Source organism: Stenotrophomonas sp. SORGH_AS_0321, assembly GCF_031453215.1.
GTDB classification, from domain to species: domain Bacteria; phylum Pseudomonadota; class Gammaproteobacteria; order Xanthomonadales; family Xanthomonadaceae; genus Stenotrophomonas; species Stenotrophomonas chelatiphaga.
This window is the reverse complement of sequence record NZ_JAVIZG010000001.1, coordinates 1,145,889-1,164,433: the sequence shown is the minus strand read 5'-3', so window position 1 is coordinate 1,164,433 and position 18,545 is coordinate 1,145,889. Positions and strand designations below refer to the sequence as shown.

The 18,545-nt window shown below is 66.6% G+C and carries 15 protein-coding genes; 5 read left to right on the top strand and 10 right to left on the bottom strand.

Features of this window, described 5'->3' with window-relative positions:
• Positions 1-32 precede the first annotated feature (32 nt).
• A complete protein-coding gene (locus QE373_RS04990) occupies positions 33-1,040 on the top strand; it encodes a hypothetical protein (protein WP_309684173.1) in 1,008 nt (335 codons plus the stop codon).
• A 204-nt stretch (positions 1,041-1,244) separates the two neighbouring features.
• Here the strand turns inward: QE373_RS04990 and QE373_RS04985 are convergent, their stop codons facing one another.
• The 6 genes from QE373_RS04985 to murJ form a co-directional block, all read right to left on the bottom strand.
• On the bottom strand, positions 1,245-3,128 hold the full coding sequence (locus tag QE373_RS04985; RefSeq protein ID WP_309684171.1) for a tetratricopeptide repeat protein: 1,884 nt from the start codon (positions 3,126-3,128) through the stop codon (positions 1,245-1,247).
• A gap of 451 nt (positions 3,129-3,579) precedes the next feature.
• Positions 3,580-4,530 (bottom strand): 4-hydroxy-3-methylbut-2-enyl diphosphate reductase, encoded by a 951-nt coding sequence (gene ispH / locus QE373_RS04980; RefSeq protein WP_309684168.1) that lies wholly within the window; start codon positions 4,528-4,530, stop codon positions 3,580-3,582.
• A 36-nt stretch (positions 4,531-4,566) separates the two neighbouring features.
• Positions 4,567-5,085 carry a signal peptidase II gene (gene lspA, locus QE373_RS04975; protein ID WP_057509280.1) on the bottom strand — a complete coding sequence of 173 codons (519 nt, stop codon included), beginning with the start codon at positions 5,083-5,085 and terminating at the stop codon, positions 4,567-4,569.
• Positions 5,085-7,916, bottom strand: coding sequence for an isoleucine--tRNA ligase (gene ileS, locus QE373_RS04970; protein WP_309684165.1), 2,832 nt, complete (start codon positions 7,914-7,916; stop codon positions 5,085-5,087). Before ileS ends, lspA begins: the two co-directional genes overlap by 1 nt.
• On the bottom strand, positions 7,913-8,860 hold the full coding sequence (locus tag QE373_RS04965; protein ID WP_057509278.1) for a bifunctional riboflavin kinase/FAD synthetase: 948 nt from the start codon (positions 8,858-8,860) through the stop codon (positions 7,913-7,915). The genes ileS and QE373_RS04965 overlap by 4 nt, the downstream gene beginning before the upstream one ends.
• Positions 8,861-8,935: 75 nt before the next feature.
• Positions 8,936-10,528, bottom strand: a complete 1,593-nt coding sequence (murJ, locus tag QE373_RS04960) for a murein biosynthesis integral membrane protein MurJ (protein ID WP_309689559.1) — start codon at positions 10,526-10,528, stop codon at positions 8,936-8,938.
• A gap of 116 nt (positions 10,529-10,644) precedes the next feature.
• Here murJ and rpsT point away from each other — a divergent pair, with 116 nt between their 5' ends.
• Positions 10,645-10,914, top strand: a complete 270-nt coding sequence (gene rpsT / locus QE373_RS04955) for a 30S ribosomal protein S20 (protein ID WP_042614258.1) — start codon at positions 10,645-10,647, stop codon at positions 10,912-10,914.
• Between the two features lie 612 nt (positions 10,915-11,526).
• Here rpsT and cgtA read toward each other — a convergent pair.
• The 3 genes from cgtA to rplU all read right to left on the bottom strand — a co-directional run bounded on the left by cgtA (position 11,527) and on the right by rplU (position 13,373).
• On the bottom strand, positions 11,527-12,582 hold the full coding sequence (gene cgtA, locus QE373_RS04950; RefSeq protein WP_057508871.1) for an Obg family GTPase CgtA: 1,056 nt from the start codon (positions 12,580-12,582) through the stop codon (positions 11,527-11,529).
• Between the two features lie 198 nt (positions 12,583-12,780).
• Positions 12,781-13,044 (bottom strand): 50S ribosomal protein L27, encoded by a 264-nt coding sequence (rpmA, locus tag QE373_RS04945; protein ID WP_042615145.1) that lies wholly within the window; start codon positions 13,042-13,044, stop codon positions 12,781-12,783.
• 11 nt (positions 13,045-13,055) lie between these two features.
• Positions 13,056-13,373, bottom strand: a complete 318-nt coding sequence (gene rplU, locus QE373_RS04940; RefSeq protein WP_042615146.1) for a 50S ribosomal protein L21 — start codon at positions 13,371-13,373, stop codon at positions 13,056-13,058.
• 292 nt (positions 13,374-13,665) lie between these two features.
• Here rplU and uvrA point away from each other — a divergent pair, with 292 nt between their 5' ends.
• Together uvrA and QE373_RS04930 are read left to right on the top strand one after the other, a co-directional pair.
• Positions 13,666-16,668 carry an excinuclease ABC subunit UvrA gene (uvrA, locus tag QE373_RS04935; protein WP_057508869.1) on the top strand — a complete coding sequence of 1,001 codons (3,003 nt, stop codon included), beginning with the start codon at positions 13,666-13,668 and terminating at the stop codon, positions 16,666-16,668.
• On the top strand, positions 16,668-17,075 hold the full coding sequence (locus tag QE373_RS04930) for a thioesterase family protein (RefSeq protein ID WP_345784376.1): 408 nt from the start codon (positions 16,668-16,670) through the stop codon (positions 17,073-17,075). The genes uvrA and QE373_RS04930 overlap by 1 nt, the downstream gene beginning before the upstream one ends.
• Before the next feature lie 185 nt (positions 17,076-17,260).
• Here the strand turns inward: QE373_RS04930 and QE373_RS04925 are convergent, their stop codons facing one another.
• Positions 17,261-17,713, bottom strand: coding sequence for a copper chaperone PCu(A)C (locus QE373_RS04925; RefSeq protein ID WP_309684155.1), 453 nt, complete (start codon positions 17,711-17,713; stop codon positions 17,261-17,263).
• A gap of 34 nt (positions 17,714-17,747) precedes the next feature.
• On the opposite strand from QE373_RS04925, the gene QE373_RS04920 reads away from it, so the two are divergent.
• Entirely contained in the window at positions 17,748-18,527 is a 780-nt protein-coding gene (locus tag QE373_RS04920) for an enoyl-CoA hydratase/isomerase family protein (RefSeq protein WP_309684153.1), read from the top strand.
• Positions 18,528-18,545: the final 18 nt, after the last annotated feature.

The window sequence follows — 18,545 nt, the reverse complement described above, 5'->3', positions numbered from 1 at the left end:
CCTGCCCTCCCCTGTACTCCCCTCACATGGCCGTGAAAAATCCACTCTGGTTCTGGGGCGCATTCCTGCTGTTCTTCGCGTTGCTGTTCGCCGTCGGCGTGCCCGTGATGATATACGCGCAGGCCAGCTACCCTGTGCCGCTGGATGGCCGCACTCCGCCCGGGTGGGCACACACCCTGCTGGCCGTCTCCGTGGGCCTGTGGCTGGGCCTGCTCTACGCCTACATGGACACCCTCGTACTCGCCGGGCTGCGCTCGGTGCGGAGGATGCACGACATCCTGACCCGCGGTGAGCCGCGCAGCGCACGCATCGAACAGGTGATCAGCCTGCCGGGCAGCGTCGACGGCTTCCCGCAGCTGCGGCTGCGCCTGGCCTTCGACAATCTGTCAGGCACGCCCATCACCGATGAACTCGTGCTGGTGGACAGCAAGCCGCTGCAGCGGCGCTACGAAGTTGGCCGCACGCTGCCCGCCCGCTTGAGCCGCTCGCCCGGCCCCTATCCCAACATGTCCCTGGAAGGCGGCACGCCGGAGATCAACCGCAGCACGCTGTGCTGGCGCGCATTGATCGGCGTGTTCCTGGTGGCAGTGGTCGCCAGTGCGTACGGCATGGCGTGGCAGCTGCAGAACGACGGAATCGGCTGGACGTTTCTCAGCCTGGGCCATCCACTGCTGATCTGTCCACTGGTGCTGTGGGTGTTCGTCGTTGGCATACGACTGTTGATGCGCCGGCTGCAGGCGGATGCAGCGGGTAATGCGCTGAAGTATCGGGGCGTGCGCACCGTCGCCATCATCGACGAGGTGCGGCAGACCGGGGCGTTCTTCAATGAGCAGCCGCAGGTGGAGTTCCAGCTGCGGTTCAACGATGTGGCCGGCCAGCCGCAGCGCGCGGTGATCCGGCGCTACGTGCCGTTGATTGATCTGGCGACGATTCCGCGCGACACGCTGCAGATTCTTTACGATCCTGAGAGTCCGCAGCGTGTGCAGATGGATCAGGATGCTGCCCGCCGAGCATGGCTCGGCGCTACCGAAGCACGCTGACCTGTGCAGATGGATCAGGATGCTGCCCGCCGAGCATGGCTCGGCGCTACCGAAGTACGCTGACCTGTGCAGATGGATCAGGATGCTGCCTGCCGAGCAGGGCTCGGCGCTACCGAAGTACGCTGACCTGTGCAGATGGATCAGGATGCTGCTCGCCGAGCATGGCTCGGCGCTACCGGTGCTCGCTGACCTTCAGGGGTGAGGTCAGCGTGCCTTCCACAGCGCGGACAAGCCATCGCGCGTGCCGGCGATCCGTTCCAGCGCGGGGTACAGCGCGCCGCCGTGGTAGTCGATGCTGATCGGCATCACCCGGTCGAAATTCTTCACCAGCAGGGTAATCGGCGCCTTGCTGTCCCTGGAGCCGGCCACGACTTCCTTCAGCCGCTCGCTCTTGTACTCGCGCCCGTCCACGGCGATCACGGTCATGCCCGGTGCAAGACCGGCGTTGAAAGCCGGGCTGTCCCACACCACGTCACCCACCACCCCGGCATCGGTCACCGTGGCGCCGATGGAATAGGTCAGCAGCGCGGCCTTGGCGCGGGTTTCCTGCGCCTTGAACGCGTCGTTCGGGGTATCGCGGTAAACCAGCTTCCAGCCCGCCATTTCCAGCCCACCGATCAGCGACCCATGCCCGTCCAGGCGCTCGCGCAGGAAGCCTGCCCAGTCCGCCGGGGCGACGCTGTTCAACGTGGCCACCACATCATCAAAGGTGTACGGATTGACGTCCCACGCGCCGTTGTCCATGCCGAAGAAGGCCTTGGCGAAGTCATCCAGTCCGCGCTTGCCACCGCTCAGCGCGCGTAGCTTGCCCTCTACTTCCAGCCACAGCATCTGCCCGCCGGAATAGTAGTCTTCGCTCATCTGGTAGTTGCGATACGCCAAGCCACGGCGCTGGGCGATGGTCGGGTCGTTGGTGGTGTCCTGCAATGGCCGCCAGGCCAGCCCGGGACGCCCGCGATCGAACGTCGCCGCCACGTTGGCGAGCATGTCGCGCGCCTGCTGCTCGCTCCACAACCCGGAGCGCGCGGCCAGCACCTGGCCCCAGAACTGGGTCTGCCCTTCATACACCCACAGCAGGCTGTCGCCCATCGGCACGTTGAAGTTGGCGGTCGCCAGGTCGGCGCCGCGGCGGTACTTGCCGTTCCACGAATGGTTGAACTCGTGCGGCAGCAGGTCGCGGCCGAGCCAGGTCTTGTCCCATTCGGTGAAATAGCCCACATCACCACTGTTTTCGCTGGAACGGTGGTGCTCCAGGCCGATGCCGCCCAGCTTGTCGGTCAGGGCCAGCAGGAAGTCGTAATGGTCGAAGTGGCGTGCGCCGTACAGCTTGTCCATCTGCTGTACCAGCGCGCGGTGCGCCTTCAGTTGATCGCTGCTGGCCTTCAGCGATTTTGCATCGTCGGCGAACACATTCAGGTGCACTGGCTGCTTCGCGCCGGGATCCAGGTCAAAGCGCTGGAAGTGCTGGCCAGCGAACAATGGCGAGTCCACCAGGTGCTCATAGCTGATCGGCTTGAACACCACGGTGTCGCCATCGCGGCGCTCGGTTTCCAGCGCGGTCGCATAGGACCAGCCGGCCGGCAGGGTCACGCTGGCCTGCGCCTGCAGCCCACCGGCATCCACCCCGCTGGGGTACAGCGAACTGGCATTCCACTGCAGGTTGAGCATTTCCGGGGTCATCACCACGCGGCCCTGGCTGCCGCCCTGCGAAGAAAGGTAATTGAAGCGCGCCACCACTTCGGTGGCGCCCTGCGGCACGTCCACCTTGAAGGCGTACACGTTGAACTGGTCGCGCTCCCACTTCAGCGGCTTGCCATTGGCGGTAACCTGCAGCCCAGCCAGTTTGTCGATCGGGCCGCTGGGCGAATGGTTGCCCGGCAGCCACTGCGGGTACAGCAGGGTCAGCGGGCCCGGCTTGGCCGGCACGGTGGCGGTGACCTTGAAGATGCGGCGGTCCAGGTCGCGTGCGTCGACGTTGATGCGCAGCGTGCCGGGCCATGCACTGCCGGCCGGCAGCGGCGCCTGCGCGAGTGCCGGCGTAGTCGTCAACGAGAGCAGGACGGACAGCGCCAGGGCACGGGTTTTCATCGGCAGTTCCAGCAGGGGGGAGCTTTGATCCTAGGCCGCGGCAGCACCCTGCCCCATGGCCAAAGGTCACGGATGAGCGGGTGGCTGGATTGGGCAAAGTCGAGACGCCGGCTGTACCGAGCCATGTTCGGCGGAACGTCGAACGCAGGAGCAAAAGCGGCCGCTTCGCTCGCCGACCATGGGTCGGCGCTACCACATCGGGTCGATCACGCCCCGGTCGGTCGCGCCCCGGTCGATCACGCCCCGGTCGGTCACGCCCCGGTCGGTCGCGCCGGGTCGATCCATACCCCGCCGGTCACGCCCCGATCGGTCACGCCCGGTCGGGCGCGCCGGGTCGATCCATACCCCGCCGGTCACGCCCCGTCGGTCACGCCCCTTGCCGCGCACGGACCCGGTAGCGCCGAGCCATGCTCGGCGAGCGCGCAGCGCGGTGCGTTCAAAGCGCGGTCGGTCAATCAACCAGACGCAGGCGCAGTTCCTTCGGCAGCGCGAACACCATCGATTCCGGTTCGCCGTCCAGTTCACCGATGCCGTCGGCACCGAGTTCGCGCAGGCGGGCCAGCACGCCATCCACCAGCACCTGCGGCGCCGATGCACCGGCGGTGACGCCGATGTGCTGCTTGCCGATCACCCATGCGGGATCGATCTCGTGCGCGCCGTCGATCAGGTAGGACTCCACGCCCTCACGGCGTGCCAGTTCGCTCAGCCGGTTGGAATTGGAGCTGTTCGGCGAGCCCACCACCAGCACCAGGTCGCAGCGCTTGGCCAGGTCGCGCACCGCGTCCTGGCGGTTCTGCGTGGCGTAGCAGATATCGTCGTTCTTCGGTCCCTGCATGGCCGGGAACTTGGCACGCAGCGCATCGATGATGCCGCGCGTGTCATCCACCGACAGCGTGGTCTGGGTGGTGTAGGCGAAGTTTTCCGGCTGCTCGAGCACCAGCGAAGCCACCTGCTCCACGTCTTCCACCAGGTAGATTTTCCCGGTGCCGGCTTCCTGGTTCCACTGGCCCATGGTGCCTTCCACTTCGGGGTGGCCGGCATGGCCGATCAGCACCACGTCGCGGCCGGCGCGGCAATGGCGCGCCACTTCGAAATGCACCTTGGTCACCAGCGGACAGGTGGCGTCGAACACCTTCAGGCCACGGCGATCGGCTTCCTGGCGCACCGCCTGGGACACGCCGTGCGCACTGAAGATGACCGTGTTGTTGTCCGGCACTTCGTCCAGTTCCTCGACGAAGATGGCGCCACGCTGCTTCAGGTCGTCGACCACGAAACGGTTGTGCACCACTTCATGGCGCACGTAGATGGGTGCGCCGAGCGTTTCGATCGCGCGCTTCACGATCTCGATCGCACGATCGACACCAGCACAGAAACCACGCGGATTGGCGAGCAGGACATCCATCTATCAACGTCTCCCGGCGTCGGCCGGCTTGGGGGGTTACGGGGTCGTATTATCCGCTTTTTTGGACGACTTGCCCTCGAACAGGCCGAACACCGCGATACCGACGGCGCCCACCACGATCGCCGCATCGGCGATGTTGAACGAGGGCCAGTAATGGTCACCCACGTACCACTGGATGAAATCCACCACATGGCCGTGCACCTGGCGGTCGATCACGTTGCCGATGGCCCCGCCGATCACCAGCGCGAACGGCAGCGCGCTGCGCCAGTTGCTGCGGGCGGTGCCGTACAGCCACCACGCCATCAGGCCACTGATGCCGATCGCCAGCACGGTGAAGAAGTACTTCTGCCAGCCACCGGCATCACTGAGGAAGCTGAACGCCGCCCCGGTGTTGTAGGTACGGAACCAGTTCCAGAAGCCTTCGATGACCGGCACCGGCTCGTATTCGGGCAGGCTGGACAGCACCCAGGCCTTGCTCCACTGGTCCAGGATGATGACCACCACCGACAGGACCAGCCAGATCAGCGCGTTCGGACGCGGACGGACGGCGGTCATCAGAACCACCGCCGATCTTCGCCGGCACCGTCGATGTTGTCGGCACAGCGGCCGCAGATCTCCGGATGCTCGGCCGCGCTGCCCACGTCGGCACGGAAGTGCCAGCAGCGCACGCACTTGGTCTTGCTGGTCGGCTGGGCGCTGACGAACACCTCGTCGGTGGTCGCCGGGCGCACCTGCACGTCACCGCTGATCAGCAGGAAGCGCAGCTCTTCGGCCAGCGGCTGCCAGCGCGCGGCCTGCTCTTCACTGGCGGCGACGGTGATTTCCGCTTCCAGCGCGGCACCGATGGCACCGTTGGCGCGCATCGGTTCCAGCACCTTGGACACCTGCTCGCGCAGGGCCAGCAGCTGGTCGAAATCGGCGGCGGACAGCTCGGCATCGGCCGGCAACGGCGCCAGGCCGTCATACCAGGTGTCGAACAGCACATGCGCGCTGCGCTCGCCCGGCAGGTAGCCCCACAGCTCGTCGGAGGTGAAGGTCAGGATCGGGGCGATCCAGCGGGTGAACGCTTCGGCGATGTGGTACATCGCGCTCTGCGCCGAACGCCGGCCACGCGAGTCCTCGCCCATGGTGTACAGGCGGTCCTTGGTCACATCCAGGTACAGCGAGCCCAGGTCCACGCTGCAGAAGTTCAGCAGCAGCTGCACGATCTCGGCCATGTCGTAGCTTTCGTACGCCGCCTTGATCTTCTCCTGCAGCTCGAAGGCGCGATGCACGATCCAGCGGTCCAGCGCGACCATGTCGTTGAGCGGGCGCAGGTGCACGGCCGGATCGAAACCGTCCAGGTTGGCCAGCAGGAAACGGGCGGTGTTGCGCAGCCGGCGGTAGGCATCGGCGTTGCGCTTGAGGATTTCCTGCGACAGCGACATTTCATTGCTGTAGTCGGCCGAGGCGATCCACAGGCGCAGGATGTCCGCGCCGAGGGTCTTCATGATGTCCTGCGGCTCGATGCCGTTGCCCAGCGACTTGGACATCTTGCGGCCGTGCTCGTCCACGGTGAAACCGTGGGTGAGGCACTGCTTGTACGGCGCATGGCGGTCGATCGCCACGCCGGTCAGCAGCGAGGACTGGAACCAGCCGCGGTGCTGGTCGGAGCCTTCCAGGTAAAGATCGGCCGGCTTGCCGAAGCCACGCGCCAGCAGCACGCCTTCGTGGGTGACGCCGGAATCGAACCAGACATCCAGGATGTCGGTGACCTTTTCGTAGTCGGCCGCTTCCTCGCCCAGCAGTTCGGCGGCGTCCAGCGAGTACCAGACGTCGATGCCGTCCACCTGCACGCGATCGGCCACGGCCTGCATCAGCTCCACGCTGCGCGGGTGCATTTCACCGGTGATGCGGTGGGTGAACAGGGCGATCGGCACGCCCCAGGTGCGCTGGCGGCTGATGCACCAGTCCGGCCGGCCATCGACCATGCTCTGGATGCGCGCCTTGCCCCAGGCCGGGAACCAGCCCACGTTGTCGATGGCGGTCAGCGCGTCTTCGCGCAGGTTGGCCTTCTCCATCGAGATGAACCACTGCGGGGTGGCACGGAACACCACCGGCTTCTTGTGGCGCCAGCAATGCGGGTAGCTGTGGGTGATCTCGGCGAAGGCGAGCAGCGCACCGGACGCGCGCAGCACCTCCACGATCAGCGGCTGCGCCTTCCACAGGTGCACGCCGGCCAGCACGACATCGCCGGCCGGTGGGGTCGATGGCAGGTACACGCCCGCACCGTCGATCGGGTTGATCTCACCGGCGTGGTAACGCTCCAGCAGGCCGTACTGCTGGCTGACCGCATAGTCCTCCTGGCCGTGGCCGGGCGCGGTATGCACCGCACCGGTACCGTCTTCGTCGGACACGTGGGCGCCGTTGAGCAGCGGGATGTCGCGGCCGGCATAGAACGGATGGGCCAGCAGCAGGTTTTCCAGTGCCGCGCCGTTGGCCTGGCCGTGGCTGACCACGTCCTGCACGCCGTAGCGCGCCAGCGAACGACCGGCCAGCGCGGTGGCCAGCACCAGCCAGCGACGGCCGCCGTTGTGCGCCGGGCCTTCCACCAGCGAGTACTCGATGGCCGCACCCAGCGATACCGCCAGCGACGCCGGCAGGGTCCACGGGGTGGTGGTCCAGATCGGCACCGCTACTTCCACGCCTGCGGGCAGGTCCGCGCCGAACGCAGCGGCCAGCGCCTTCGAATCACGCGCCGTATAGGCCACGTCCACCGTCGGCGAGACCTTGTCCTGGTACTCGATTTCCGCTTCGGCCAGCGCCGAACCGCAGTCGAAGCACCAGTGCACCGGCTTGGCACCGCGCACCACGTGGCCATTGGCCACGATCTTTGACAGCGCGCGGATCTCGTTGGCTTCGAATTCGAAGCTCAGCGTCTTGTACGGGTTGTCCCAGTCGCCGGTCACGCCCAGGCGCTTGAAGTCGGCACGCTGGATCTCGATCTGCTCCTCGGCGAACTCACGGCACTTCTGCCGGAATTCGACCGCATCCAGCTTCACCCCGACCTTGCCCCACTTCTTCTCGACCGCGATCTCGATCGGCAGGCCGTGGCAGTCCCAGCCCGGCACGTAGGGCGCATCGAAGCCGGCCAGGTAGCGCGACTTGACGATGATGTCCTTGAGGATCTTGTTGACCGCGTGGCCCAGGTGGATGCGGCCGTTGGCGTAGGGCGGGCCGTCGTGCAGCACGAACAGCGGGCGGCCGGCGGCGTTCTCGCGCAGCTGCGCGTAGAGCCCCTGCTCTTCCCAGCGCGCCAGGATGCCCGGCTCGCGCTTGGGCAGGTCGCCGCGCATCGGGAATTCGGTGGCCGGCAGATGGAGGGTGGCTTTGTAGTCCTGGCTCACGCAGTGGCTCGCAATCTATGTTCGGAAAGGATGGCGCGCGCCTGTTCGGCATCGCGGTGCATCTGGTCGGTCAGGGCCGCCAGATCATGGAACTTTTCTTCGTCGCGCAGCTTGGCCACGAACTCGACGTCGATGTGTCGACCGTACAGGTCGCCCTGGAAATCGAAAAGGTGCGCTTCCAGCAGCGGCTCCACGCCGTCCACGGTGGGACGGGTGCCGAAGCTGGACACCGACGGCCACGGCTGTTCGAACACGCCGTGCACCAGGGTGGCATAGATGCCCGACAGCGCCGGCGTCTTCGGGAAGCGCAGGTTCGCAGTGGGGAAGCCCAGCGTGCGGCCCAGCTGGCGTCCACGCACCACCCGTCCACTGATGGCGTAGGGACGCCCGAGCAGGTCGGCGGCGCGGTCGAAGTCACCGGCCAGCAGCAGCTGGCGGATGCGGGTGCTGGAGATGCGCTCGCCGTGCAGGTCCACCGCGGCGATCTCGTTGGCCTGGAAGCCGAGCTGGGCGCCCATCTGCTGCAGCAACGCCAGATTGCCGCGGCGACGGTTGCCGAACTGGAACTCCGGGCCGATCCACACTTCACGCGCGCCCAGCCGCTGCACCAGCAGGCGCTGCACGAAGTCCTCGGCCTGCATGGCGGCCATGCGCGCATCGAACCGCAGCAGGCCGATGGCATCCACGCCGAGTTCGCGCAGCATCTCCACCTTGCCGCGCGCCAGGGTCAGCCGCGGCGGCGGCGTGCCCTGGGCGAAGAACTCGCGCGGCAACGGCTCGAAGGCCACGGCCACCGCCGGCACGCCCAGCGCGCGGGCACGGGCGACGGCGTGGCGCACCAGCGCCCGGTGGCCCAGGTGCAGGCCGTCGAAGGCACCAATGCAGACCACGCTTCCGTGCGGGACCAACGCCCCGCCCTCAACGCTTCGAAACAACCTGCTCATCAACTCCGCTCGCGGCCGGCATGGGCCGCTGGATCAACTGTGGTAACCATGAAGTATAGCCGTGGTGGCCGTGGATCAATGCCCACGCAGGTCGCGCGGACGCAGGCCCAGCGCCACCTGCACCAGCAGGTAGGTCGCCCCGCCTGCCCCGACCAGCAGCGACAGCGCGCCGATCCGCTGCCACAGGCCCATCGGCGAGAACGCCGGCAGCCAGTACAGCAGGGCCAGCAGCACGCCCACCATCGCCACGCAGGACACCACCAGGCGGACCAGGAAGCGCGTCCAGCCGGGGCGGCGTTCATACACGTCGGTCTTGCCCAGCCAGTACCAGAGCAGCCCGAGGTTCAGGTAGCTGGACAGCGCACTGGCGATGCCCAGCGCCAAGTGCAGGCCCGGCTGCTGGCCGAGCGCCTGCATGACGCCCTGCGCACGCAGCTCCGCCGGCACCATCACGTGGTACAGCACCGCCAGCAGGGCGAAGTTGAACACCATGTTGGCCACCAGCGCGGCGATGCCGGCGCGTACCGGGGTGCGGGTGTCCTGGCGGGCGTAGAAGGCCGGCAGCACCACTTTGAGCAGGGCGAAGGCCGGCAGGCCGAAGCTCAGGCCGTACACCGCCAGCGCGGTCATGCGGGTATCGAACGCGCTGAACTGGCCGTGCTGGAAGATCGTGGTGATCAGCGGTTCGGCCAGCAGCAGCAGGCCCAGCATGGCCGGGATTGAGATCAGCAGGGTCATCCGCAGGCCCCAGTCCAGTGCATTGGAGAAGCCGGCGCGGTCGGTGCCGACATGGTGGCGGGCCAGCGCCGGCAGGATCACCGTGCCCAGCGCCACCCCGAACACGCCCAGCGGCAGCTCCAGGAAGCGGTCGGCCAGCGACAGCCAGGACTGCGAGCCATCGGTCAGCTTGGCGGCGATGACGGTGTCCAGCAGCAGGTTGATCTGCGCCACCGACGAGCCGAACAGGGTCGGGATCATCAGCGTCATCACCTTGCGCACGCCGGGGTGGTTCCAGCCCCAGCGCGGCAGGGTGAGCAGGTTGATGCCCTTCAGCGAGGGCAGCTGGAACAGCAGCTGCAGCATGCCGGCCACCAGCACCGACCAGCCCAGCGCCAGGATCGGCACGTCCATGCGCGGGGCCAGCCACAGCGCACCGCCGATCATGCACAGATTGAGGATGACCGGGGTCAGCGCCGGCATCGCGAACTTCTGGAAGCTGTTCAGCGCCCCGCCCGCCAGTGCCGTCAGCGAGACGAAGAACAGGAACGGGAAGGTCAGGCGGAACAGGTCGACCAGCAGGCCCTGCTTGGCCGGGTCGGTATCGGCACCACTGGCGAACAGGTTGGCCAGTTGCGGGGCGAAGATCAGCGCCAGCGCGGTCACCACCATCAGCACGCCGGCAAGCGTCCCGGCCACCCGCGCCATCAGGTCCCGCAGCTCTTCGTGGCTGCGGGTCTCCTTCACTTCGGTGAACACCGGCACGAAGGCGGTGGCGAACGAGCCCTCGGCGAACAACCGGCGCAGGAAATTAGGTACCCTGAAGGCGACCCAGAACGCGTCCGTCGTGGCGTTCGTACCAAAAGTCGTGGTGATGACGGTGTCCCGTACGAGCCCCAACACCCGCGAAACCATTGTCATGCTGCTGAACGACAGCAGGCCCCGCAGCATCCTGGGTGAACTCACTCAAACATCCTCTTGACAATCGACTTGACGTACATTTCTCGAGTCATCATACTAGCTAGCTTGCTGTTCCCATAACACCGATTTTTCAGGAAACCACCACCGTGGCCAATATCAAGTCCGCCAAGAAGCGCGCCAAGCAGACCGTCGTGCGCAACGCGCGCAACGTGGCTCAGCGCTCGATGCTGCGCACCGCTGTCAAGAAAGTGATCAAGGCTCTGGATAACAACGATGCAGCCGGCGCCGAAGCCGCTTTCACCGTTGCCCAGCCGATCCTCGATCGTTTCAGCGCGCGTGGTCTGATCCACAAGAACAAGGCTGCTCGCCACAAGAGCCGCCTGACCGCCCGCATCAAGGCCCTCAAGGCCGCCTGATCAGGCGAAGTCGCCATCGCCCCAGGGGGTTGGCTGCTACTTGAAACCCGGCTCCGGCCGGGTTTTTTGTTGCCTGCGAGTTGGCAGCGAACGGCGAAGCCCCTCGTGGTGGGTCGGGACACGTCATCGCATTCGCGCTGCCGCTCCCACGCTTTGCTGCGCAAACCGCGGGCCCCGTCTCACCAGCACCCACACCCCGCCGCTTCGCGGCCGCCCCTGACTCAGGGGCTCCCTCCCCCCAGACGGGTCAGCGGAGCCACCGGTAGCGCCGACCCATGGTCGGCGGAAACCGTCCGGCACCGCGATGAAGAGCCGCCGACCATGGGTCGGCGCTACCGCTTTTCTTTTTCCATTACGTGGCGGGCCGCGCGCGGACTGACAGGGCCGGGCGGGAGGGGTTGGTGGGGGCGTTGAGTGCCATGGATGGCACGAAACGAGGCCCGCATGGACGCAGTTTTTGCCGTCCCCCACCAACCCCTCCCGCCCGGCCCAACCCAGAAATCCGGCTTTCCGCGCGACCCACCACGAGGGGCTCCGCCGTTCGCTGCCAACCACCAGCCCACAAAAAACCCGGCCGAAGCCGGGCTTTCCGCACACAAAGAGAAGAACCGATTACTCGCCAGCCGCGTGACGCGCCTGCAGCTCGTCTTCCTTCTGGCGATCAAAGAACGCCATGATCTTGCTCATGATCGGGAACGTCCCGTCGCGACCCAGCGCCGAGACCAGGAACCACGGCTCCTTCCAGCCCAGATCCGCAATGATCTGCTCGGCCGCCGCCTTGGCTTCGTCCTCGAACATCAGGTCGGCCTTGTTCAGCACCAGCCAGCGCGGCTTCTGCAGCAGCTCCGGATCATGCCGCTCCAGCTCGCGCTCGATCGCACGCACCTGCTCCACCGGCGAGATTTCCACCCCGCCTTCCATCGGCGAGATGTCCACCAGGTGCAGCAGCAGGCGGGTGCGCTGCAGGTGGCGCAGGAACTGCGCGCCCAGGCCAGCGCCGTCGGCGGCACCTTCGATCAGGCCGGGAATATCGGCGATCACGAAGCTGCGGTAGTTTTCCACCTTCACCACGCCCAGGTTCGGGTACAGCGTGGTGAACGGGTAATCGGCGACCTTCGGCGTGGCCGCCGAGACCGCGCGGATCAGCGTGCTCTTGCCAGCATTCGGGAAGCCCAGCAGGCCGACGTCGGCCAGCAGCTTCAACTCCAGCTTCAGCGAGCGCTCTTCGCCCGGCTCGCCCGGCAGCGCCTGGCGCGGCGAGCGGTTGGTCGAGCTCTTGAAATGCATGTTGCCCAGGCCGCCGCGGCCGCCTTTGGCCACCAGCAGGCGATCGCCGTGCTGGGTCATGTCACCGATCACTTCATCGGTGGCCACGTTGGTCACCGTGGTGCCGACCGGCACGGTGATGACCAGGTCTTCGCCACCCTTGCCATAGGCCTGGCGGCCCATGCCGTTCTCGCCGCGCTGCGCCTTGAAGATGCGGTCATGGCGGAAGTCGACCAGGGTGTTGAGGTTTTCGTCGGCGCGGATCCACACGCTGCCACCGCCGCCGCCATCGCCACCATCGGGGCCACCGAGCGGGATGAACTTCTCGCGACGGAAGCCGATACAGCCATTGCCGCCGTTGCCGGCGAACACTTCAATTTCTGCTTCGTCTACCAGTTTCATTTTTCGATGCCTGCGATGGGCGCGGCAGCCTGCCGTCGCCTTGGGATTCTACTGCCCCGGCGTCGCCAGGGCTCGGCCACCTGCGCGGTGGACCGGATGTACGTCGAAACTACCTGCTGCATCCAACGAAAAACCCCGCCGAAGCGGGGCTCTTCTGCAGCGCACCCATGACTGGCATGGGCGCCAGCCGCGCCTGGATCAGGCTTCGGCCGAAACCACGCTGACGGTGCGACGCTTCTTCGCACCCTTCACCGAGAACTCCACCTTGCCGTCCACGAGGGCGAACAGGGTGTGGTCACGGCCGAGGCCAACGCCGGTACCCGGGTGGAACTGGGTGCCGCGCTGACGCACGATGATGTTGCCGGCGTCGATGGCCTGGCCACCGAAGATCTTCACGCCGAGGTACTTCGGGTTGGAGTCGCGACCGTTGCGCGAAGAGCCTACGCCTTTTTTATGTGCCATGACCTATCTCCTTACTTGCTGCCACCGGCAATGCCGGTGATCTCGATTTCGGTGTAGTACTGACGGTGACCCTGGCGCTTCATGTGGTGCTTGCGGCGACGGAACTTGATGATCCGGACCTTGTCGGCACGACCCTGGGACAGGACGGTGGCAGTGACCGCAGCGCCGCTCAGGGCGTCGCCGATCTTGATGCCATCGCTGTCGCCGAGCAGCAGGATGTTGTCGAACTTGATCTCGCTGCCGACTTCGACTTCGAGCTTTTCCACGCGGAGCTTTTCGCCCTGCGCGACGCGGTATTGCTTACCGCCGGTGACCAGTACTGCGTACATGACCAGACTTCCTTTGTAGTTATTGTGGTCTATTAACTGCCGCCATCGAGGGCAGACAGGAGCGGAATTGTACCGGCACGCCCGGCCCGGGTCAACCCTCCCCCACACCCCGCAAACCCAGGCGCGACAAGGCCTTCATCACCCTGTACGCCAATCTCATGTGCTGCGACTGGCGGCTGGCATTGTCGCCCATTGCCCCCATCTGGTCTGCTCGGTAGGCTGCTTGATTGCCGTCCCCGACGCCCTTCCTGCTGGCCGGGCCCCAGCCCAAGCCCCCAACACCGGATCCCCCATGGCGATGGATTTCATCCGCATCCGCGGCGCGCGGACGCACAACCTCAAGAACATCGATCTCGATCTGCCGCGTGACAAGCTGATCGTGATCACCGGCCTGTCCGGCTCGGGCAAGTCCTCGCTGGCGTTCGACACGATCTACGCCGAGGGCCAGCGCCGTTACGTGGAATCGCTGTCGGCCTACGCCCGCCAGTTCCTCAGCGTGATGGAAAAACCGGACCTGGACCATATCGAAGGCCTGTCCCCGGCCATTTCGATCGAACAGAAGTCGACCTCGCACAACCCGCGGTCTACCGTCGGCACCATCACCGAGATCTACGACTACCTGCGCCTGCTGTACGCACGCGTGGGCACCCCGCGCTGCCCCGACCACGGCTATCCGCTGGAAGCGCAGACGGTCAGCCAGATGGTCGACCACGTGCTGACCCTGGACCCGGAACAGCGCTACATGCTGCTGGCCCCGGTGATCCGCGACCGCAAGGGCGAACATGCCCAGGTGTTCGACCAGATGCGCGCGCAGGGCTATGTGCGCGTGCGCGTGGATGGGGTGCTGTATGAAATCGACGAGGTGCCGCCGCTGGCGCTGCGCCAGAAGCACACCATCGAGGCGGTCATCGACCGCTTCCGCCCGCGCGAGGACATCAAGCAGCGCCTGGCCGAAAGTTTCGAAACCGCGCTGAAGCTGGGCGACGGCATGGTCTCGGTGCAGTCGCTGGACAGCCCCGAAACCGCCCCGGCGCTGTTCTCTTCGAAGTATTCCTGCCCGGTCTGCGATTACTCGCTGCCGGAGCTGGAACCGCGCCTGTTCTCGTTCAACGCACCGATGGGCGCCTGCCCCGGCTGCGATGGCCTGGGCATGGCCGAATTCTTCGATCCCTCGCGCGTGGTCGTGCACCCCGAACTGCCGCTGTCGGCCGGCGCGGTGCGCGGCTGGGACCGTCGCAATGCCTATTATTTCCAGCTGATCGCCTCGCTGGCCAAGCACTACAAGTTCGACGTGGACGCGGCCTGGAACACCCTGCCGGCCAACGTACAGAAGGCGGTGCTGTACGGCAGCGGCGATGAAACCATCAGCTTCACCTACTTCACCGAAGCCGGTGGGCGCACCCAGCGCAAGCACCGCTTCGAAGGCATCATTCCCAACCTGGAACGCCGCTACAAGGAAACCGAATCGGCGGCGGTGCAGGAAGAACTGGGCAAGTACATCAGCGAACAGAGTTGCCCGGAGTGCAAGGGCGCGCGCCTGAACCGTGCCGCGCGCAACGTGTTCGTGGCCGACCGTCCGCTGCCGGACCTGGTGGTGATGCCGATCGACGATGCACTGAAGTTCTTCAGCACGCTGAGCCTGCCCGGCTGGCGTGGCGAGATCGCCAGCAAGATCGTCAAGGAGATCGGCGAGCGGCTGGGCTTCCTGGTCGACGTCGGCCTGGATTACCTCAGCCTGGAGCGCAAGGCCGACACGCTGTCCGGCGGCGAAGCCCAGCGCATCCGCCTGGCCTCGCAGATCGGTGCCGGCCTGGTCGGCGTGATGTACGTGCTGGACGAGCCGTCCATCGGCCTGCACCAGCGCGACAACGAACGCCTGCTCGGCACCCTCACCCGCCTGCGCGACCTCGGCAATACGGTGATCGTGGTCGAGCATGACGAAGATGCGATCCGCCTGGCCGACTACGTGCTGGACATCGGTCCGGGCGCGGGCGTGCATGGCGGCGAGATCGTCGGCCAGGGCAGCCTGCAGGACATCCTGGACGCACCGCGTTCGCTGACCGGCCAGTACCTGTCGGGCAAGCGTGCGATCGAAATCCCGGCGCGCCGGCACAAGCCGAACCCGAAGATGACCCTGCACCTGCGCGGGGCCAGCGGCAACAACCTGAAGAACGTCGACCTGGCCATTCCGTCGGGCCTGATGACCTGCATCACCGGTGTGTCCGGATCGGGCAAGTCGACGCTGATCAACGACACGCTGTTCTCGCTGGCCGCCAACGAGATCAACGGCGCCTCGCACGATATCGCTCCGTACAAGGAAATCGACGGGCTGGACCTGTTCGACAAGGTGGTGGACATCGACCAGTCGCCGATCGGTCGCACCCCGCGCTCGAACCCGGCGACCTACACCGGCCTGTTCACGCCCCTGCGCGAGCTGTACGCCCAGGTGCCCGAAGCCCGTGCGCGCGGCTACTCGCCGGGCCGCTTCAGCTTCAACGTGCGCGGCGGCCGCTGCGAAGCCTGCCAGGGCGATGGCCTGATCAAGGTGGAGATGCACTTCCTGCCGGACGTGTACGTGCCCTGCGATGTCTGCCACGGCAAGCGTTACAACCGCGAAACGCTGGAGATCCTGTACAAGGGCTACAACATCAACGACGTGCTGCAGATGACCGTCGAAGATGCGCTGAAGCTGTTCGAGCCGGTGCCGAGCATCGCGCGCAAGCTGGAAACGCTGGTCGACGTGGGCCTGAGCTACATCAAGCTGGGCCAGAGCGCGACCACGCTGTCCGGCGGTGAAGCGCAGCGCGTGAAGCTGTCCAAGGAACTGTCGCGCCGCGATACCGGGCGCACGCTGTACATCCTGGACGAACCGACCACCGGCCTGCATTTCCATGACATCGAAGCGCTGCTGGGCGTGCTGCACAAGCTGCGCGACGAAGGCAACACGGTGGTGGTGATCGAGCACAACCTGGACGTCATCAAGACCGCCGACTGGATCGTCGACCTGGGTCCGGAAGGCGGCCATCGCGGTGGCACCATCCTCGTCACCGGCACCCCGGAAGACGTGGCGGCCTGCCCGACCTCGTATACCGGCCAGTTCCTGGCCAAGATGCTGCCCTCGGTCAGCGCGCGCCCGGACAAGCCGGCGGCGGTGGCCAACAAGCCCGATGCGCGCCCGCCGCGCAAGGTGAAGCCGGAGCCGAAGAAGAAGGCCGCCGCGGCCAAGAGCACCGGCACCCCCAGCAAGTCCGCGACGACCAAGACCACCGCTACGCGCAAGAAGAAGGACGCCTGATGAGCACCGAGCACAAGATCCTCGCCCGCATCCCGATCAGCGTGCGCTGGCGCGACATGGACAGCATGGGCCACGTCAACAACGCCAAGTACATCTCCTACCTGGAAGAGGCGCGCGTGCGCTGGATGCTGGGCGTGGAAGGCGTGGCGATGACCGACCGCATCGCGCCGGTGGTGGCCGCCACCAACGTCAACTACCGGCTGCCGATCGTGTGGCCCAACGACATCATGGTGGAATTGTTCGTGGAGCGGCTGGGCAACAGCAGCGTGACCATCGGCCACCGCATCGTCGACCAGCAGGACGAATCACGCCTGTATTCGGACGGCAACGTGGTGGTGGTATGGATGGACACCCAGACCGGCAAGAGCGCCCCGCTGCCCGACGCCGTACGCAACGCCTCCACCTGAGGTAGTGACGGCCGCTGGCCGTCAGCCACATCAGGTAGTGACGGCCGCTGGCCGTCATGCGCCTGCCCCACCGCCTGCCGCTGCGCTCGCCGGGCGTGGCTATGCCGGCCGTCCTGGCCGGCACCCTCCGGGCCGTCGCAGGCGACGTTGGCCGCGGCTCCTGCCGCTGCCTTCGGCGCTACCGGTCAGCGGCCGGCCGCGCGCACCTGCAGCGTCGCCGCCGCTTCGCCGCCACCTTCCAGCTGCAGCACCAGCGGCAGCGCCTGCCCGTCCTTCAGCGCGGCCTTGGCCTGCATCAGCATCAGGTGCTTGCCCCCCGGCTTGAGCTCGACCATCGCACCGGCCGGCAGCACCAGATGGTGCAGGTGCTGCATGCGGCTGACGTCGCCCTGCATCGTGGTTTCATGCAGCGACACCTCGCCGAAGGCCGCACTGCGTGCGCCGATGATCGTCACCGCGCTGCCGCAGCGGTTGTGGATCGTGCCGTAACCGGCCGTCATCGCCATCGCCGCGCCAGGCGGCAACCGCGCCCATCCGTCTTTCAACTGCAGGCACGCCACCGGCGCGGCGGCCGCCGCTCCCGATGCTGCGAATGCACACAACGCGAACAATACGCCAACGCATGGTTTGGTTATCATCGGACCACGTTCCCTCCCGGCAAGAGATCGCAGCATGACCACGCTCATCGAGGTGTACAACCATGGACCGATCCGCGAACTGCGCCTGGCGCGGCCGCCGGTCAATGCACTGGACACCGACCTCTGCCGGCAGTTGATCCACGCCGTAGAACAGGCCATGGCCGAAGACGTGCATGGACTGGTGCTGTCGGGCAACGAACGGGTATTCACCGGCGGCATGGACGTGCCCCACCTGCTGTCGCATGGCGACGACCAGCACGCGCTGCTGGACAGCTGGAACGCCTTCTTCGGCGCGGTGCGCACGCTGGCCGAAAGCCGCATCCCGGTCGTGGCCGCGCTGACCGGGCACGCCCCGGCCGGTGGCTGCGTGCTGGCCTTGTGCTGCGACTACCGGGTGATGGCGCGCAGCACCGACCCCGCGCAGCCGTTCGCCATCGGCTTGAATGAAGTACAGGTGGGCCTGGTGGCACCGGAAGGCATCCAGCGCCTGCTGCGCCGCGCGGTGGGCGTGCACCGGGCCGGGATCCTGCTGACCACCGCCGCGATGGTGCCGGCCGAGCAGGCCCTGCAAATCGGTCTGGTGGATGAGCTGGCCGACGGCGACCTGGTCGTGGCGCGCGCCGTGGCCTGGCTGCAGCGGCTGCTGAAGATGCCGCGCCAGCCGATGCTGTTGACCCGCGCGATTGCCCGCCAGGACCTGCATGACGCCCTGCACCCGGACCTGATCCGCCTGGATCGCTTCGTCGAAGCCTGGTATGCGCCGGATGCGCAGCAGGCACTGCAGGCACTGGCGGCCCGGCTCGGCAAGGGCTGAGCACCGGGCAACCGCGGG

What these genes read in the sequence shown, in the direction of transcription:
- QE373_RS04985 (WP_309684171.1), bottom strand. Translation starts at nt 3,128, where the DNA reads ATGAAAACCCGTGCCCTGGCGCTGTCCGTCCTGCTCTCGTTGACGACT.
- ispH (WP_309684168.1), bottom strand. Translation starts at nt 4,530, where the DNA reads ATGGATGTCCTGCTCGCCAATCCGCGTGGTTTCTGTGCTGGTGTCGAT.
- lspA (WP_057509280.1), bottom strand. Translation starts at nt 5,085, where the DNA reads ATGACCGCCGTCCGTCCGCGTCCGAACGCGCTGATCTGGCTGGTCCTG.
- QE373_RS04965 (WP_057509278.1), bottom strand. Translation starts at nt 8,860, where the DNA reads ATGAGCAGGTTGTTTCGAAGCGTTGAGGGCGGGGCGTTGGTCCCGCAC.
- murJ (WP_309689559.1), bottom strand. Translation starts at nt 10,528, where the DNA reads ATGCTGCGGGGCCTGCTGTCGTTCAGCAGCATGACAATGGTTTCGCGG.
- cgtA (WP_057508871.1), bottom strand. Translation starts at nt 12,582, where the DNA reads ATGAAACTGGTAGACGAAGCAGAAATTGAAGTGTTCGCCGGCAACGGC.
- rpmA (WP_042615145.1), bottom strand. Translation starts at nt 13,044, where the DNA reads ATGGCACATAAAAAAGGCGTAGGCTCTTCGCGCAACGGTCGCGACTCC.
- rplU (WP_042615146.1), bottom strand. Translation starts at nt 13,373, where the DNA reads ATGTACGCAGTACTGGTCACCGGCGGTAAGCAATACCGCGTCGCGCAG.
- uvrA (WP_057508869.1), top strand. Translation starts at nt 13,666, where the DNA reads ATGGCGATGGATTTCATCCGCATCCGCGGCGCGCGGACGCACAACCTC.
- QE373_RS04930 (WP_345784376.1), top strand. Translation starts at nt 16,668, where the DNA reads ATGAGCACCGAGCACAAGATCCTCGCCCGCATCCCGATCAGCGTGCGC.
- QE373_RS04925 (WP_309684155.1), bottom strand. Translation starts at nt 17,713, where the DNA reads ATGATAACCAAACCATGCGTTGGCGTATTGTTCGCGTTGTGTGCATTC.
- QE373_RS04920 (WP_309684153.1), top strand. Translation starts at nt 17,748, where the DNA reads ATGACCACGCTCATCGAGGTGTACAACCATGGACCGATCCGCGAACTG.